Source organism: Escherichia sp. E1V33 (assembly GCF_004211955.1).
In the GTDB taxonomy this organism is placed as follows: domain Bacteria; phylum Pseudomonadota; class Gammaproteobacteria; order Enterobacterales; family Enterobacteriaceae; genus Escherichia.
Genome location: NZ_RHJI01000004.1, coordinates 12,932 through 29,255, shown reverse-complemented (window position 1 = coordinate 29,255; position 16,324 = coordinate 12,932). Strand labels below are relative to the sequence as shown.

Below are 16,324 nucleotides of genomic sequence, written 5' to 3'. Positions count from 1 at the left end.
TGACCACGTAATTCCCTTAGAGATCAATTTCCTGCCGTTTTACCTGTTGCCAGACTTCTTCCATTGTTTCGAGATCAACACCTGTCATTTCCAGGCCTCGCGCGGCAACAATCCGTTCCACTTCGCGAAAACGACGCTCGAATTTTTCGTTCGCTTTTTGCAATGCAATTTCTGCTTTCGTCCCTAAATGGCGAGCCAGATTAACCGTTGCAAACAGCAGGTCGCCCATTTCCTCCTCCAGTTTAGCCTGGTCGACAACAGCCTGCCGCGCCTCGTACATCACCTCGTCGATCTCTTCGTAGACTTTATCGACCACCGGGCCAAGCGTCGTCCAGTCGAAGCCAACGTTGGCGCAACGTTTCTGGATTTTTTGCGCACGCATTAAGGCAGGCAAGCTGCGAGGAATGTCGTCCAGCGCAGAGTGCTGTGCTTTCTGCGCGCGTTCTTCGGTTTTAATCTGCTCCCAACGGGCGAGAACTTCACTGCTATTATCGGCAGAACCGTCAGCAAAAACATGCGGGTGGCGGCGTTCTAGCTTATCGCTAATCGCGGCGCAAATATCATTAAAATCAAAGCGCCCTTCTTCCTGGGCCATTTGGGCGTAAAACACCACCTGGAACAGCAGATCGCCGAGTTCACCGCGCAGATCGTCAAAGTCTTCGCGGGCAATAGCGTCCAGCACCTCGTAGGTTTCTTCAAGGGTGTAAGGCGCAATAGAAGAAAATGTCTGCTCTTTATCCCACGGGCAGCCGTTTTCCGGGTCGCGCAGGCGCTGCATAATAGTGAGCAAACGGTCGATTTGATTCATTGAAATGTCCTGAAAATTACGGGTCTGTCAGGTGGAAACCTGTGACCAGAATAGAAGTGAGTTAGTAACACTACCCAATCAGCACGTTAATTTTGGCTTTTATGAGTTGTAATTCCTCTGGGGCAACCGTTTCTTTCTTCGTTGCTCCTCTTGCCCGCCAGGCGACACTTTTTACCTGATCAGCTAACGCTACGCCATCACGTTCCTGACCGGATAGAACAACTTCGAACGGATATCCTTTTGATTGCGTTGTACAAGGAACACACAGACACATACCTGTTTTGTTGTTGTACATGAACGGACTCAGGACAACAGCCGGATGATGTCCGGCTTGCTCGCTACCTTTTGTCGGGTCAAAATCAACCCAAATCAGATCGCCCGTATCGGGTACGTATCGGCTTACCATTACCAGACTTCCTTATCTTTCGGCTCCCCCCAGTCGATATTCTCGCGGAGGTTTTCCGGCGTGATGTCGTTGACCAGTTCAGCAAGCGTAAATACGGGCTCTTTACGCACTGGCTCAATAATTAATTTGCCATCCACCAGGTCAATCTTCACTTGATCATCAATATTCAGATTGAGCGCCTGCATTAACGTAGCCGGGATCCGCACTGCCGGTGAATTTCCCCAACGCTTTACGCTACTGTGGATCATAACCCTTTCCTCAAACCGCTATCATATGTAGATACAGTATCTATCAATCTACATCGTAGATACGAGCAAATTTCGGCCTAACTCCCGTGCAGTCGACGCGCGTCGATAACATCCGGCACCTGGTTGAGTTTACCCAGCACGCGGCCCAGCACTTGCAGGTTATAAATCTCAATGGTCATGTCGATGGTTGCCAGTTGCTGTTTGGTGTCGCTACGGCTGGCAACGCCAAGCACGTTCACTTTCTCATTGGCGAGAATGGTCGTGATATCACGTAACAACCCACTACGATCATTAGCCAGCACGCGGACCACCAGCGAATATCCGGCGGAGTAGCTCTCGCCCCATACCGCGTCAACAATTCGTTCTGGCGCATGGGAGCGTAGCTCCACCAGTTGTTCACAATCGGCGCGGTGCACAGAAATACCGCGTCCCTGAGTAATGAAACCAACAATTTCATCACCAGGAATCGGCTGACAGCAGCGCGCGATGTGGTGCATAAGGTTGCCGACACCTTCTACTACTACGCGACCGTTATCTTTACTGCGGTTTTGCGGGGCATAGCTTTTTTGCTGAAGCTGCTTCAGCGCGGCGGCGTCCTGCTCTTCGGCACTAGGCTTATTAAATTGCGATTGCAGGAAATTCACCATCTGATTGAGACGGATATCCCCGCCCCCAATCGCCGCCAGCAACTCGTCGACATCATTGAAGTTGTAACGCGGCAGCAGGTGTTTTTCTGCTTCCTTCAGGCTGATCCCCAAATGTTCCAGCTCGTCGTCAAGAATTTGTCGTCCAGCCAGAATGTTTTTGTCACGATCCTGTTTACGGAACCAGGCGTGAATTTTCGAACGCCCACGGCTGGTTGTGACATAGCCCAGGTTTGGATTTAACCAGTCACGGCTGGGGTTGGGTTGTTTCTGGGTGATAATTTCAATCTGGTCACCCATCTGTAACTGGTAGGTGAACGGCACAATCCGCCCGCCAATTTTGGCGCCAATGCAGCGGTGTCCGACATCGCTGTGGATGTGATAAGCGAAATCCAGCGGCGTTGATCCCGCGGGTAAATCAACAACATCCCCTTTCGGCGTAAAGACGTATACCCGGTCGTCAAACACCTGGCTGCGTACTTCGTCGAGCATTTCACCAGAGTCGGCCATCTCTTCCTGCCACGCAATCAGTTTACGCAGCCAGGCAATCCTGTCTTCGTGCCCCGAACGCGCCCCGCCAGCAACCGCACCTTCTTTGTATTTCCAATGCGCAGCGACGCCCAGCTCTGCATCTTCATGCATCTGTTTGGTACGGATTTGGATCTCAACGGTTTTGCCACCCGGCCCCAGTACCACAGTATGAATAGACTGATAGCCGTTTGGTTTCGGGTTTGCGACGTAATCATCAAATTCATCCGGCAAGTGACGGTAGTGAGTGTGCACTATCCCCAGCGCGGCGTAGCAGTCCTGTAAACGCTCGGCAACAATACGTACTGCACGGACATCAAACAGCTCGTCAAAGGCGAGATTTTTTTTCTGCATTTTGCGCCAGATGCTGTAGATGTGTTTTGGGCGGCCATACACCTCAGCTTTAACGCCTTCAGCTTTCATCTCTGCACGCAGATGGCCGACAAACTCTTCAATGTAGTGTTCGCGATCGAGACGGCGCTCATGCAACAGTTTGGCGATGCGCTTGTATTCGGTCGGGTGGAGATAACGGAAGCAGTAATCTTCCAGTTCCCATTTCAGTTGCCCGATCCCGAGACGGTTCGCCAGCGGCGCGTAGATATTGGTGCACTCTTTTGCTGCAAGTACGCGTTCATCTTCCGGCGCGTCTTTTACTTCGCGCAAATGGGCAATTCGCTCCGCCAGTTTGATGACCACGCAACGGAAGTCATCGACCATCGCCAGCAACATCCGGCGAACATTATCGACCTGTTCGGAGGAAACAGAATCGGTGTGCGTAGCTTTAAGCTGGCGGATTGCCGCCATATCGCGCACACCGTGAATAAGATTAACGACCGACTTACCGACGCTCTCGCGCAGTACGTCTTCGCTGACTACGTTGGCATCGGCCAGAGGGAACAGCAGCGCCGCCCGCAGCGTGTCAATGTCCATACTTAATGTCGAGAGGATCTCCACCATCTCGACACCACGCCACAACAGCAAACTGGCATCCGGATGCCCCTGCGTCTGCTGCAAACAATACGCCCAGGTTTCGGCTAAGCACTCACACGACTTCTGGCTGGCAATCCCCAGACTTGCGATCCATTTTTCCGGATCAAATTCACCAGCCTTATTGATATGTGCACTTCTTACCGCAACCATTGTCCTCTCCTTTAGGGACCTGACCTGCCGAAATCAGCAAATCGTAACTATTTAACGCGCGAAAAAAGCACCATCGATTCCAGATGCCCCGTGTGTGGGAACATATCCAGCATCGCCAGTCGCGCAATGGTATATCCTGCTTTTAATAACGCCTCGCTATCCCGAGCCAGCGTCGCAGGGTTACAGGATACATAAACTATACGAATGGGTTCCAGTTTTATAATTTGCTGCATGACGCCAGCAGCACCTGCTCGCGCCGGGTCCAGCAACACTTTGTCAAAGCCGTTTTTAGCCCACGGCTGCTTTGTGACATCTTCTTCAAGATTTTCATGATAAAACGTCACATTTTGTAAACCGTTGATTCGCGCATTTTCCTGACCTTTTTCCACCAGCGCCGCAACACCTTCTACACCCACCACGCTAGCCGCTCGTGTCGCTAATGGCAGTGTGAAATTGCCCATACCGCAGAACAGATCAAGCACGCTGTCCTCAGCTTGCACATCCAGCCACTCCAGCGCGCGCGCCACCATTTTCTGGTTCACGCCAGCGTTAACCTGAATAAAATCACGCGGGCTAAAAGTTAAACGCAACCCGTTTGAGTCATACCAGGGCATCTCGCCAGTGACGGTTTCGAGTATCTCACTATCAGGGGCGAGAAACAGATCCAGGCCTTCAGAATGCGAAAAGCGTTCCAGTTTTTCACGATCTGCCGAACTTAGCGGTGCGGTATGGCGCAAAATCATCAACGTGCCGCTGGTTGCCTGCACCAGTTCAACGTGGCCAAGATGGCGCATGGCTTGTAAGCTGGTCAGGCATGCCCTGACTTTGGGCAGCAATGCTTCAAGTTGGGGCGCTAAAATGGGGCATTGCTTAACATCGACAATGTCACTGGAACCCGCTTTGCGAAATCCCATCTGTAATTGTTGTGTTTTCGGCTGATAGTTCAGGCTTAAGCGCGCTCGGCGACGATAACCCCAGGGAACATCGGCGATCACTTCAGAGACGTCGTGCTTCATTAACCGGGCGAGCGCCGCACTTTTGCTTCGCTGCTGTAGTTCGATGCTGGCGTGTTGTTGCTGACAACCGCCGCATACGCCAAAATGAGGGCAGCGTGGTGTTTCGCGTTCCGGGCTGTCGCTTAGCCTGCGCACGACTTTAGCGCGAGAATACTGTTTTTTATCTTCAGTAACAGTAACTTCCGCGTCTTCCTGCGGCAATAATCCGGGGATAAATAACGCTTTTCCGTTATGTCGTGCCACGCCCTGACCAAAAGAGTCGAGGTCGTTGACTGAAACGGTTATGATCTGACGCGTCGTCACGCGTCGTTTTGCAGAGTAGAATTGCGCCATTGGCGAGACTTTCTCAATTTAACAGTGTGACCTTAATTGTCCCATAACGGAACTCCATGACCAACTACAGCCTGCGCGCACGCATGATGATTCTGATCCTGGCGCCGACCGTCCTTATTGGTTTATTGCTCAGTATCTTTTTCGTCGTGCATCGCTATAACGACTTGCAGCGTCAACTGGAAGATGCCGGTGCCAGCATTATTGAGCCGCTTGCAGTTTCTACTGAATATGGCATGAGCCTGCAAAATCGCGAATCTATCGGTCAGTTGATAAGCGTTTTGCATCGTCGCCATTCTGATATTGTTCGCGCCATTTCGGTTTACGATGAAAATAACCGACTCTTTGTCACCTCCAATTTTCATCTCGACCCTTCATCAATGCAGCTCGGTAGTAACGTGCCATTTCCGCGCCAGCTCACTGTCACACGTGATGGCGACATTATGATTTTGCGTACGCCGATTATCTCCGAGAGTTATTCTCCCGACGAATCACCCATTAGCGATGCCAAAAATAGTCAGAATATGCTGGGGTATATTGCCCTTGAGCTGGACCTTAAATCGGTGCGCTTGCAGCAATATAAAGAGATTTTTATTTCCAGCGTGATGATGCTGTTTTGTATTGGTATTGCACTTATTTTTGGCTGGCGACTCATGCGCGATGTAACCGGCCCGATTCGCAACATGGTGAATACCGTCGACCGCATCCGTCGCGGGCAACTCGACAGCCGGGTGGAAGGATTTATGCTCGGCGAGCTGGATATGCTAAAAAACGGTATCAACTCGATGGCAATGTCGCTGGCTGCTTATCACGAAGAGATGCAGCACAATATCGACCAGGCGACGTCCGATCTGCGTGAAACGCTGGAGCAGATGGAAATTCAGAACGTTGAGTTGGATCTGGCGAAAAAGCGCGCCCAGGAAGCGGCGCGTATTAAGTCCGAGTTTCTGGCAAATATGTCACATGAGCTGCGTACACCGCTGAATGGTGTTATTGGCTTTACCCGCCTGACGCTGAAAACAGAATTAACACCAACGCAGCGCGATCACCTGAATACGATTGAACGTTCGGCAAATAATTTGCTGGCAATTATTAATGATGTTCTCGACTTCTCTAAACTGGAAGCCGGCAAGCTGATTCTGGAAAGTATTCCGTTCCCGCTGCGCAGCACGCTGGATGAAGTGGTTACTCTTCTGGCGCATTCTTCTCACGATAAAGGGCTCGAATTGACGCTCAATATTAAGAGCGACGTGCCAGATAACGTGATAGGCGACCCGCTGCGCTTACAGCAAATCATCACTAACCTGGTAGGGAATGCGATTAAATTCACCGAGAATGGCAACATCGATATTCTGGTGGAAAAACGTGCGCTGAGTAATACCAAAGTTCAGATTGAAGTACAGATCCGCGATACCGGTATTGGTATTCCTGAACGCGATCAATCACGCCTGTTCCAGGCCTTCAGACAGGCAGATGCCAGTATTTCACGCCGTCATGGCGGCACCGGGCTGGGGCTGGTGATTACGCAAAAACTGGTTAATGAGATGGGCGGAGATATTTCGTTCCATAGCCAGCCGAATCGTGGTTCAACTTTCTGGTTCCATATTAATCTCGATCTGAACCCGAATATTATTATTGAAGGACCATCCACCCAGTGCCTCGCCGGTAAACGCCTGGCCTATGTCGAACCAAACTCCGCAGCAGCGCAATGCACGCTGGATATTTTAAGTGAAACGCCGCTGGAAGTGGTTTATAGCCCAACGTTCTCCGCGCTGCCTCCCGCGCATTACGACATGATGTTGTTAGGCATCGCGGTGACCTTCCGCGAGCCGCTAACAATGCAACATGAGCGATTAGCGAAAGCGGTATCGATGACCGATTTCCTGATGCTGGCACTTCCTTGCCATGCACAAGTCAATGCTGAAAAACTCAAGCAAGATGGTATCGGCGCGTGTCTGCTGAAACCATTAACACCTACGCGCCTGCTGCCTGCCCTGACGGAATTTTGTCATCACAAACAAAACACGCTTTTGCCTGTAACCGATGAAAGTAAGCTGGCAATGACAGTCATGGCGGTTGATGACAACCCCGCTAACCTGAAACTTATCGGCGCATTGCTGGAAGATATGGTGCAACATGTGGAACTTTGCGATAGCGGGCATCAGGCGGTTGAACGGGCGAAACAGATGCCGTTCGATTTGATCTTAATGGATATTCAAATGCCTGACATGGATGGCATTCGGGCCTGCGAGCTCATCCACCAGCTCCCCCATCAGCAACAAACGCCGGTTATCGCGGTAACGGCGCATGCAATGGCCGGGCAAAAAGAGAAGCTGCTTGGCGCAGGGATGAGCGATTATCTGGCGAAACCGATTGAAGAAGAGCGATTGCATAATTTGTTGTTGCGCTACAAGCCTGGCAGCGGTATTTCGTCTCGCGTCGTGACGCCCGAAGTCAACGAAATTGTGGTGAACCCGAATGCGACCCTCGACTGGCAACTGGCACTACGCCAGGCAGCAGGAAAAACCGATTTAGCGCGCGATATGCTGCAAATGTTACTCGATTTCCTGCCTGAAGTTCGCAACAAAGTTGAGGAACAGCTGGTTGGAGAAAACCCGGAAGGCCTGGTTGATTTGATTCATAAACTGCATGGCAGTTGCGGCTATAGCGGTGTGCCGCGTATGAAGAATCTCTGCCAACTGATCGAACAACAGCTACGTAGCGGTACTAAAGAAGAAGATTTGGAGCCGGAGCTGCTGGAACTGTTGGACGAGATGGATAATGTCGCGCGCGAAGCCAGCAAAATTCTCGGGTAACGGACGTCTTGTCGAGTAGCAATCGGCTTTTTATGACGCTGGTTTCAGATTGGTGACAAAGTGCCTGTGTTTATGCCGGATGCGGCGTTAACGCCTTATCCGGCCTACAAAACCAATTAAATTCAATAAATTAAAAAGCATGTAGGCCTGATAAGCGTAGCGCATCAGGCAATTTTGTGTTTGGCATCAGTCTCAAACCGGCTCCTGACAGAGCCGGTTTTGGTTTTCTGTCTTAACGCACCATGCACGGGCGCTTGTTATCGAACGTCCAGCCAGGAATCAGATACTGCATTCCCATCGCATCGTCACGCGCGCCAAGCCCGTGTTTCTGATACAGCTCATGGGCTTTCATCACTTGATCCATATCGATTTCTACACCCAGCCCCGGTTTTTCTGGCACCTGTACCAGCCCGCCTTTGATCTCAAACGGTTCTTTGGTCAGGCGCTGATTGCCTTCCTGCCAAATCCAGTGCGTATCAATAGCAGTAATTTTACCCGGTGCAGCGGCGGCAACATGGGTAAACATCGCCAGGGAAATATCGAAGTGGTTGTTAGAGTGTGAACCCCAGGTCAGGCCAAATTCATGGCACATTTGCGCCACACGTACCGAACCTTGCATCGTCCAGAAATGCGGATCCGCCAGCGGGATATCAACGGATTGTAACGAGAGCGTATGGCCCATCTGCCGCCAGTCGGTGGCGATCATATTGGTTGCAGTCGGCAGGCCAGTCGCGCGACGGAACTCTGCCATCACTTCACGCCCGGAGAAACCTTGCTCCGCACCACACGGATCTTCTGCATAAGCCAGCGAACCTTTCAGGTATTTACCAATTTTAATCGCTTCGTTCAGCGACCAGGCACCGTTAGGATCGAGCGTAATACGCGCCTGCGGGAAGCGTTGCGCCAGTGCCACAATAGACTCGGCCTCTTCTTCCCCGGCCAGTACACCGCCTTTCAGTTTGAAATCGTTGAAGCCATATTTTTCATACGCCGCTTCCGCCAGGCGCACCACCGCATCCGGCGTCATCGCTTCTTCATGACGCAGGCGATACCAGTCGCATGAGTCATCCGGCTGGCTTTGATACGGCAGAGGTGTGGCTTTGCGATTACCGACGAAGAACAGATAACCGAGCATTTCGACTTCGCTACGCTGTTGACCATCGCCCAGCAGGGATGCCACGTTAACCCCCAGATGCTGCCCCAGCAGATCCAGCATTGCCGCTTCTATCCCGGTAACTACATGAATAGTGGTACGCAAATCAAATGTCTGCAAACCGCGCCCGCCGGCATCACGATCGGCAAAAGTATTACGCACCAGCGTCAGAACGTTTTTGTATTCACCCAGCGTTTTACCCACTACCAGCGGAATTGCATCTTCCAGCGTTTTACGGATTTTCTCGCCGCCGGGAATTTCCCCTACGCCAGTGTGACCAGAATTATCTTTGATAATCACAATATTACGCGTGAAGAACGGTGCGTGTGCACCACTCAGATTCATCAGCATACTGTCATGGCCCGCCACCGGGATGACCTGCATTTCAGTAACAACAGGCGTCGTAAATTGAGAACTCATATTTATGTCCTTTTTCAGAATCAATGACGGCCGAAAACGGGACGTTTACGGTCAAAGGTCCAGCCGGGGATCAGGTACTGCATCGGGCCTGCGTCGTTACGCGCACCGCCAGGCAGACGTTTATAGGCCTCATGTGCCTTTTGTACCTGTTCCCAGTCCAGTTCCACGCCCAGACCGGGCGCATCAGGAACGGCAATTTTTCCGTTTTTAATCTCCAGCGGATTTTGGGTCAGGCGACAATCGCCCTCCTGCCAAATCCAGTGGGTATCGATAGCGGTAGGATTACCCGGTGCCGCCGCGCCCACATGGGTAAACATCGCCAGAGAGATATCGAAATGGTTGTTGGAATGGCAGCCCCAGGTCAGCCCCCAGTCGTCGCAAAGCTGCGCCACTCGGACTGCACCGGAAAGCGTCCAGAAGTGCGGATCGGCAAGTGGAATATCTACCGCATTGAGCATCACCGCATGACCCATTTCGCGCCAGTTGGTGGCGATCATATTAGTCGCGACGGGCAAGCCGGTCGCCCGCCGAAACTCCGCCATCACTTCACGTCCGGAGAAGCCCTGTTCTGCGCCGCATGGATCTTCGGCATAGGTAAGAACATCATTCAGCCCTTTGCACAGAGAAATGGCTTCATCAAGCAGCCATGCACCGTTGGGATCAACGGTAATCCGCGCATCCGGGAAGCGTTTCTTCAATGCACGAACAGTGTCGATTTCTTGCTCGCCAGGTAACACGCCGCCCTTAAGTTTGAAATCTTTAAAGCCGTAGCGATCCTGTGAGGCTTCCGCCAGACGCACAACGGCTTCGCTGTTCATCGCTTTCTGATGGCGCAACTGATACCACTCATGGTTGCCCGGCGTATTTTCCAGATAAGGAAGATCGGTTTTGGTCCGATCACCGATATAAAACAGATAACCGAGGACGGTAATAGCATCGCGTTGCTTGCCTGGCCCTAACAGTTCGCAGACCGGAACATTCAGCGCCTTACCTAGCAGGTCAAGCAAGGCGGCTTCCAGCGCCGCCACGGCGTTAACGCGCAATTCAAAGGTCCAGGCCCCTTTACCGAAGGTATCAAAATCGGCTGCTTGATTACCTTTATGCACCTGCTGAACCACTTTATTCAGGCGCGCAACTTCCTGGCCCAGCACCATCGGAATAGCATCGACCAATGTCTGATAAATCACCTCTCCGCCTGGCGCTTCACCAATGCCGGTATGCCCGGCGTTATCGGTGAGTACCACAATATTGCGAGTGAAATATGCGTTATGCGCCCCACCAATATTAAGCAACATGCTGTCGTGCCCGGCGACCGGAATGACTTTCATATCAGTAATAACAGGACTGGATTGTGTCGTCATCTTATTGCCCCGCGACAGGTTTCAGCTCGATACGCTTGATATCGCCCACCAGCACCAGGTAGCTCAGTACCGCGATTAAGGCATGAACACCAACATAAATCAGCGCCCCATTAAACGAGCCAGTCGTGCCAACGATATAACCAATTGCGATTGGCGTGACGATACCGGAAATGTTACCGAACATATTGAACAGGCCGCCGGAAAGACCGCTGATCTCTTTTGGCGCAGTATCTGCCATTACTGCCCAACCCAGCGCCCCGATGCCCTTACCGAAGAAGGCCAGCGCCATAAAGCCGATGATCATCCACTCAACGTTGACGTAGTTGCAGAACACCATCACCATCGACAGCAACATGCCCATTACGATCGGTGTTTTACGCGCAATGTTCAGCGACCCCGTGCGGCGCATCAGCCAGTCGGAAATTATCCCACCCAGCACACCGCCGATAAAACCGCAAACCGCCGGAACGGAAGCCACAAAGCCCGCTTTCAGAATCGACATCCCGCGCGCCTGCACCAGATAAACCGGGAACCAGGTAATGAAGAAGTAAGTCAGGGCGTTGATACAGTACTGACCGATATAAACACCGACCATCATCCGTGATCCGAGCAGCTGTTTGATCTGCCCCCACTTCACGTTGAACGGCACTTTAACTTTGGTGTTTTGCTGATCCATATTGATCAGCGCGCCACCCGCGGCGATGTACTCCAGCTCTTTCTGATTTACGCCCGGATGTTGATTTGGCTCGTGGATGACTTTCAGCCAGAAAAAGCTGATGACAATGCCCAGACCGCCCATAAAGAAGAAGACGTGTGACCAGCCCACTTCATGAGTCAGCCAGCCCATAATCGGCGCGAAGATCACCGTTGCGAAGTATTGAGCGGAGTTAAAAATCGACACCGCCGTTCCCCTTTCCTGCGCCGGAAACCAGGCCGCAACAATGCGACTGTTGCCGGGGAAAGAAGGTGCTTCGGCAAGCCCTACCAGGAAGCGGAGAGTAAACAGGGCAACGATAATGCCGAATCCACTAAAGATATCGACGAAACCTTGCAGCAAGGTAAACATCGACCAGATAAAGATCGACCAGAAGTAGACGCGTTTTGAGCCAAAACGATCCAGCAACCAGCCGCCAGGAATCTGTCCGATAACATAAGCCCATGAGAAAGCAGAGAACACATAGCCCATTCCCACCGGATCAAGGCCGATATCTTTGGCCATTTCTGAACCGGCAATGGAAAGCGTAGCGCGGTCACCGTAGTTAAAAGATGTGACAATAAACAGCATCACCACTATCCAGTATCGAGCATTCGTGCGTTTTTCCACACTGCTCGCAGCCTGACTTACAGAACTCATTGTTGCACTCCTGAAAATTCGCGTTAGCCACGCTCACTCTGGACTGCGACATCGCCAGGAAATCAGAGGTGACGTAGGGTGTTTTTGCCGTTTTTATAGGTCGTTCGCCGAATACGGCGCGTGTTTATATCTGGCTGTAGCAGTATAAAAAGCGCGCCATAGCGGCTCACCGTGCAACAACACAACATTAATGCGTTCAATGAGGCTCGATTTTGGCATTAGCCCTGGACGGTGGAATCCACTTCACGGAAATGAAAACAAGGACAAGAAAGGAAGGGTTAAAACGAAGAAATAAAGAAGAGTATGAAATAGATCGCTTGACTCGAGGCAAACGCCAATAAAAACCTGCGCTAATAAGCAGTTTTTACTGGCATTTGCCTAAAAAGATTCGATTCAGCACCGCTAAAACGGCATTTACCGCTCGCTGAACATATCAGGACAACAGCGTGCCCCAATGTTCGACCCACGGATTTGATTCCGTTTCCGGTTCCGTGTTCTCACTGGCGTCAATCAACAGCATTTCGCCAACCCGCTGAGCACTCTGTTCCTGCAACAAGGCATCGAACTGTTTGCCGCCATTGCAGAAATTCACATAACTACTGTCGCCGAGCGCAATCACGCCATAACGCAGATTCGGCTGGAAGCCCAGACTATCTTTGATTCCCTGAAAGAGCGGCACAATGCTATCAGGAAGGTCGCCCTGCCCGGTCGTGGACGTAACCACCAGAACATACTTGTCCTGATAAGGTAGCCAGTCGCTTAATTCAGGATCTTCAAATACCGTTGCTTTGTGGCCCTGCGCGGTCAGAATCGCTTCCGCTTCTTCGGCCACTAACAGTGAATTCCCGTACATGGTGCCGACAAAAATACCAATTTCCGCCATACCGTTTTCACCCTGGATTAGGAACTTATCTCACCATCCTGACCCGATGGCGCGCTGAACTCAACCCTTTCATTTTCAGGAAGCAGACCGCACCAGCCAAATTGTGATAACGCCTGCATCCAGGTGTCGTCCAGACCGGCGTGAATAGTCAGCGACTCGCCAGTAAAAGGATGCGTCAAAGACAACTTGCTGGCGTGCAACATTAACCGCTGGAGGCCAAAATGTTCAGCCGCGCTGCGATTCTGGCGTAAATCGCCATGTTTGCTGTCGCCAATAATCGGATGGCGCAAATGGGCAAGATGGCGACGAAGCTGGTGTTTGCGTCCGGTTTTCGGCTCCAGTTCCACCAGACCGTAGCGTGTCGTCGGGTAACGCCCGGTCGCGACTGGCATTTCAACCGTCGCCAGACCGCGATAATGCGTTACCGCCGGCTGCGGGCCTTTATCTTCGCGGGCGAATTTATCAGCAATTTTATCCAGTTCTTCCACCAGTGGATAATCCAGCACCGCTTCTTCCATCAGCCAGCCGCGCACAATTGCATGGTAGCGTTTCTGGATTTGGTGCTGTTCAAACTGTTGCGCTAACAGTCGCCCGGCCTCGCTGGACAACCCCATCAACAATACGCCGGAAGTCGGTCGATCCAGACGATGCGCGGTAAAAACATGTTGCCCAATCTGGTCACGCACGGTTTGCATGACCACCACTTTTTCGTCGCGATCCAGCCAGCTTCGGTGGACCAGCCAGCCAGACGGTTTGTTGACCGCAACCAGCCATTCATCCTGGTAGAGTATTTCCAGCATCAGTTTGTATCATCCGCAAAAAGCGCATCCAGTTTTTCCAGCTCCGCCAGAATAAGCGCGCGCTGGGGATGGTCTGTCGCCAGCGCCATCTCATAATACGGCGCCACGGCGAAAGCCCCTGGTAATGGCTGATTATTATCTAAGAGATCGTGCATTCGCGGGATCAGTACCCATTGCAACCACTCCAGGGGCTCCATGGTGTCCATAAAGAAAGGTTGGGTACTGTTGAATTGATGCGGCTGCGGTTCATCGCTCCGCCAGTGCTGATGTTCACGCAGTAAGGTTTCAAGCGCCTGCAACTGAAGACGAACGCGGTCATGAGTGGTCATAAAACAACCTCAAGAAGAAAAAACTGCCGCGAAGGATAGCAGGAATAAAAAAAGGGAGCACTGTATTCACAGTGCTCCCGGTTCGTTTCGCAGCATTCCAGCTACTTTTGTTGCTCCCTGCTCATCCTTGACAACTTTTCCTGTGGCCTTGCGACCAATCGTTCATCCTGAACTAATGCTTCCTGCTCACACCACCCCGATGTGATACTTCATCCTGAAGTGTCCCTGGCCATCCTGACCCACCGAATCATCCTGACCGGTTCTCATTCTCCATCCTGGAGGTGTCCTTTAACGCATCCAGCGTTTTCCTCTTCGCTTCGTCCAGAAGCCTTTCCCTGAAGCACCATCCTGGCGTGTCCTTTAGAAGTGTCATCATCCTGATGTTCACTTCGTTGTCTGACTCCCTGTCGACGAAGATAGAATCGTCTTTTTCGCTGAGTCTTACAAGGCGCTTACAGACAATGCCTTAAGGGAAATTTCATATGAAAGTTAAGGATTTTTCTTCAATGCATTGATTTAAAATAGAAATATTGATTCTTATCTTTTTAAGTATTCACTTACTTCCTGGCGATCTCCTACAGGGTCTGTAAGAGATCTCTCACAACAAGACGGGGTATTTGGATTACAGAAGAGGCTTAAGCTGCGTAAGGAATTCCGCAAGATTTGAGGCTAAATGCGTACGATTCCGCGTCCCCAGCGTCTCTTTGCATACTTCGCCAGAGAGATTACATACCGAAATCACTTCCAACTCTTCTTCCAGTGTGGCGATAAATAACGTGGGGGGCAGTTTCAGGCGTTTCTGGGTAACCAGATGTCCAATCAGGTTTTCCTGTACCCGGCGGAAGTCGTCTTCACTCCAGGTTTGCAGTAATGTCAGTTTGATATCGCCAAACTGCGCATGCATATCCCCGGCAAACTGGGTCGTATAGAAGGTATGAATTGCGGGTTGTATCACAATGTCAAACGCACGTTCAACCGCGTTTACATTTTGCTCACCGCTAAACGGCTGCGGTTGCCAGAACACAGCATCATTAGTGGTTGAAATAATGCATGGTGAAGGAACGCCATACAACTCCTCGCTTAACGGCCAACTATTGTGCTGTTCGTGCCAGGCATCGCAGTAACGCGAGGTAAAATCTTTCAAGGCTTGTGCGGTCAATTCGTCCACTAATTTCTCTCTTCACTTAAACCAGATACACTTGTCGTTTAGTTTATCTGGTTTATGACGGTGAAACATGTCTTCTTATGCAAACCATCAGGCACTTGCGGGCCTGACTCTTGGAAAATCAACCGATTACCGGGATACCTATGACGCCAGCCTGCTACAAGGCGTTCCACGTAGTTTGAATCGCGATCCGCTGGGCCTGAACGCAAATAATCTGCCTTTTCACGGTACGGATATCTGGACGCTATATGAACTGTCCTGGTTGAATGCGAAAGGTTTGCCGCAGGTCGCCGTGGGTCATGTTGAACTTGATTACACCAGCGTGAATCTCATTGAGTCGAAGAGTTTTAAGCTCTATCTCAACAGCTTTAACCAGACACGCTTTAACAATTGGGAAGAAGTGCGTCAGACGCTGGAGCGCGACTTAAGCACCTGCGCCCAGGGTAACGTTAGCGTGGCGTTATATCGTCTTGATGAACTGGAAGGTCAGCCGGTAGGGCATTTCAACGGCACCTGCATTGATGACCAGGATATCGCTATCGATAACTATGAATTCACCACTGACTATCTTGAAAATGCCACCAGCGGCGAAAAGGTGGTGGAGGAAACTCTCGTTAGCCACCTGCTGAAATCAAACTGCCTGATTACTCATCAGCCAGACTGGGGCTCTATCCAAATTCAGTATCGTGGACCCAAGATTGACAGGGAAAAACTGCTGCGTTATCTGGTTTCTTTCCGTCATCATAACGAGTTCCATGAACAGTGCGTAGAACGCATTTTTAATGACCTGTTACGCTTCTGCCAGCCAGAGAAATTAAGTGTTTACGCACGTTATACCCGTCGTGGCGGTCTGGACATTAACCCCTGGCGCAGTAACTGTGATTTTGTCCCATCAACAACCCGTCTGGCACGGCAATAAAATT

General features: G+C 51.2%; 14 protein-coding genes. 2 read left to right on the top strand and 12 right to left on the bottom strand.

Going from position 1 to position 16,324, the window contains the following annotated elements:
• Positions 1–16: 16 nt before the first annotated feature.
• The 5 genes from mazG to rlmD form a co-directional block, all read right to left on the bottom strand.
• A complete protein-coding gene (gene mazG / locus D9742_RS03505; protein ID WP_130236003.1) occupies positions 17–808 on the bottom strand; it encodes a nucleoside triphosphate pyrophosphohydrolase in 792 nt (263 codons plus the stop codon).
• 70 nt (positions 809–878) lie between these two features.
• Complete coding sequence (mazF, locus tag D9742_RS03500; RefSeq protein ID WP_130236002.1) at positions 879–1,214, bottom strand: endoribonuclease MazF; 336 nt, start codon at positions 1,212–1,214, stop codon at positions 879–881.
• A complete protein-coding gene (gene mazE / locus D9742_RS03495) occupies positions 1,214–1,462 on the bottom strand; it encodes a type II toxin-antitoxin system antitoxin MazE (protein WP_130236001.1) in 249 nt (82 codons plus the stop codon). Before mazE ends, mazF begins: the two co-directional genes overlap by 1 nt.
• Before the next feature lie 77 nt (positions 1,463–1,539).
• Positions 1,540–3,774: a GTP diphosphokinase gene (gene relA, locus D9742_RS03490; RefSeq protein ID WP_130236000.1), complete on the bottom strand. Its 2,235-nt coding sequence runs from the start codon at positions 3,772–3,774 to the stop codon at positions 1,540–1,542.
• 47 nt (positions 3,775–3,821) lie between these two features.
• A complete protein-coding gene (rlmD, locus tag D9742_RS03485; protein ID WP_130235999.1) occupies positions 3,822–5,123 on the bottom strand; it encodes a 23S rRNA (uracil(1939)-C(5))-methyltransferase RlmD in 1,302 nt (433 codons plus the stop codon).
• Positions 5,124–5,179: 56 nt separating this feature from the next.
• On the opposite strand from rlmD, the gene barA reads away from it, so the two are divergent.
• Positions 5,180–7,936, top strand: coding sequence for a two-component sensor histidine kinase BarA (gene barA / locus D9742_RS03480; protein WP_130235998.1), 2,757 nt, complete (start codon positions 5,180–5,182; stop codon positions 7,934–7,936).
• A gap of 232 nt (positions 7,937–8,168) precedes the next feature.
• Here barA and gudD read toward each other — a convergent pair whose 3' ends face one another.
• The 7 genes from gudD to syd all read right to left on the bottom strand — a co-directional run bounded on the left by gudD (position 8,169) and on the right by syd (position 15,404).
• The gene (gudD, locus tag D9742_RS03475) at positions 8,169–9,509 is read right to left on the bottom strand and encodes a glucarate dehydratase (RefSeq protein ID WP_000098255.1); all 1,341 of its coding nucleotides are present in this window, start codon (positions 9,507–9,509) and stop codon (positions 8,169–8,171) included.
• 20 nt (positions 9,510–9,529) lie between these two features.
• The gene (locus tag D9742_RS03470) at positions 9,530–10,870 is read right to left on the bottom strand and encodes an enolase C-terminal domain-like protein (RefSeq protein WP_000211750.1); all 1,341 of its coding nucleotides are present in this window, start codon (positions 10,868–10,870) and stop codon (positions 9,530–9,532) included.
• Position 10,871: 1 nt separating this feature from the next.
• Positions 10,872–12,224 (bottom strand): galactarate/glucarate/glycerate transporter GudP, encoded by a 1,353-nt coding sequence (gene gudP, locus D9742_RS03465; protein WP_130235997.1) that lies wholly within the window; start codon positions 12,222–12,224, stop codon positions 10,872–10,874.
• A gap of 433 nt (positions 12,225–12,657) precedes the next feature.
• Positions 12,658–13,107, bottom strand: a complete 450-nt coding sequence (locus tag D9742_RS03460) for a flavodoxin (RefSeq protein ID WP_130235996.1) — start codon at positions 13,105–13,107, stop codon at positions 12,658–12,660.
• A 17-nt stretch (positions 13,108–13,124) separates the two neighbouring features.
• Positions 13,125–13,907, bottom strand: coding sequence for a tRNA pseudouridine(65) synthase TruC (gene truC / locus D9742_RS03455; RefSeq protein WP_130235995.1), 783 nt, complete (start codon positions 13,905–13,907; stop codon positions 13,125–13,127).
• The gene (locus D9742_RS03450) at positions 13,907–14,236 is read right to left on the bottom strand and encodes a YqcC family protein (RefSeq protein ID WP_130207692.1); all 330 of its coding nucleotides are present in this window, start codon (positions 14,234–14,236) and stop codon (positions 13,907–13,909) included. The genes truC and D9742_RS03450 overlap by 1 nt, the downstream gene beginning before the upstream one ends.
• 622 nt (positions 14,237–14,858) lie before the next feature.
• Positions 14,859–15,404 carry a SecY-interacting protein gene (gene syd / locus D9742_RS03445; protein WP_130235994.1) on the bottom strand — a complete coding sequence of 182 codons (546 nt, stop codon included), beginning with the start codon at positions 15,402–15,404 and terminating at the stop codon, positions 14,859–14,861.
• 67 nt (positions 15,405–15,471) lie between these two features.
• On the opposite strand from syd, the gene queF reads away from it, so the two are divergent.
• Positions 15,472–16,320 (top strand): NADPH-dependent 7-cyano-7-deazaguanine reductase QueF, encoded by an 849-nt coding sequence (gene queF, locus D9742_RS03440; protein WP_130235993.1) that lies wholly within the window; start codon positions 15,472–15,474, stop codon positions 16,318–16,320.
• Positions 16,321–16,324: the final 4 nt, after the last annotated feature.

Coding starts and splice junctions, on each gene's coding strand:
- mazG (WP_130236003.1), bottom strand. CDS start 808: ATGAATCAAATCGACCGTTTGCTCACTATTATGCAGCGCCTGCGCGAC.
- mazF (WP_130236002.1), bottom strand. CDS start 1,214: ATGGTAAGCCGATACGTACCCGATACGGGCGATCTGATTTGGGTTGAT.
- mazE (WP_130236001.1), bottom strand. CDS start 1,462: ATGATCCACAGTAGCGTAAAGCGTTGGGGAAATTCACCGGCAGTGCGG.
- relA (WP_130236000.1), bottom strand. CDS start 3,774: ATGGTTGCGGTAAGAAGTGCACATATCAATAAGGCTGGTGAATTTGAT.
- rlmD (WP_130235999.1), bottom strand. CDS start 5,123: ATGGCGCAATTCTACTCTGCAAAACGACGCGTGACGACGCGTCAGATC.
- barA (WP_130235998.1), top strand. CDS start 5,180: ATGACCAACTACAGCCTGCGCGCACGCATGATGATTCTGATCCTGGCG.
- gudD (WP_000098255.1), bottom strand. CDS start 9,509: ATGAGTTCTCAATTTACGACGCCTGTTGTTACTGAAATGCAGGTCATC.
- D9742_RS03470 (WP_000211750.1), bottom strand. CDS start 10,870: ATGACGACACAATCCAGTCCTGTTATTACTGATATGAAAGTCATTCCG.
- gudP (WP_130235997.1), bottom strand. CDS start 12,224: ATGAGTTCTGTAAGTCAGGCTGCGAGCAGTGTGGAAAAACGCACGAAT.
- D9742_RS03460 (WP_130235996.1), bottom strand. CDS start 13,107: ATGGCGGAAATTGGTATTTTTGTCGGCACCATGTACGGGAATTCACTG.
- truC (WP_130235995.1), bottom strand. CDS start 13,907: ATGCTGGAAATACTCTACCAGGATGAATGGCTGGTTGCGGTCAACAAA.
- D9742_RS03450 (WP_130207692.1), bottom strand. CDS start 14,236: ATGACCACTCATGACCGCGTTCGTCTTCAGTTGCAGGCGCTTGAAACC.
- queF (WP_130235993.1), top strand. CDS start 15,472: ATGTCTTCTTATGCAAACCATCAGGCACTTGCGGGCCTGACTCTTGGA.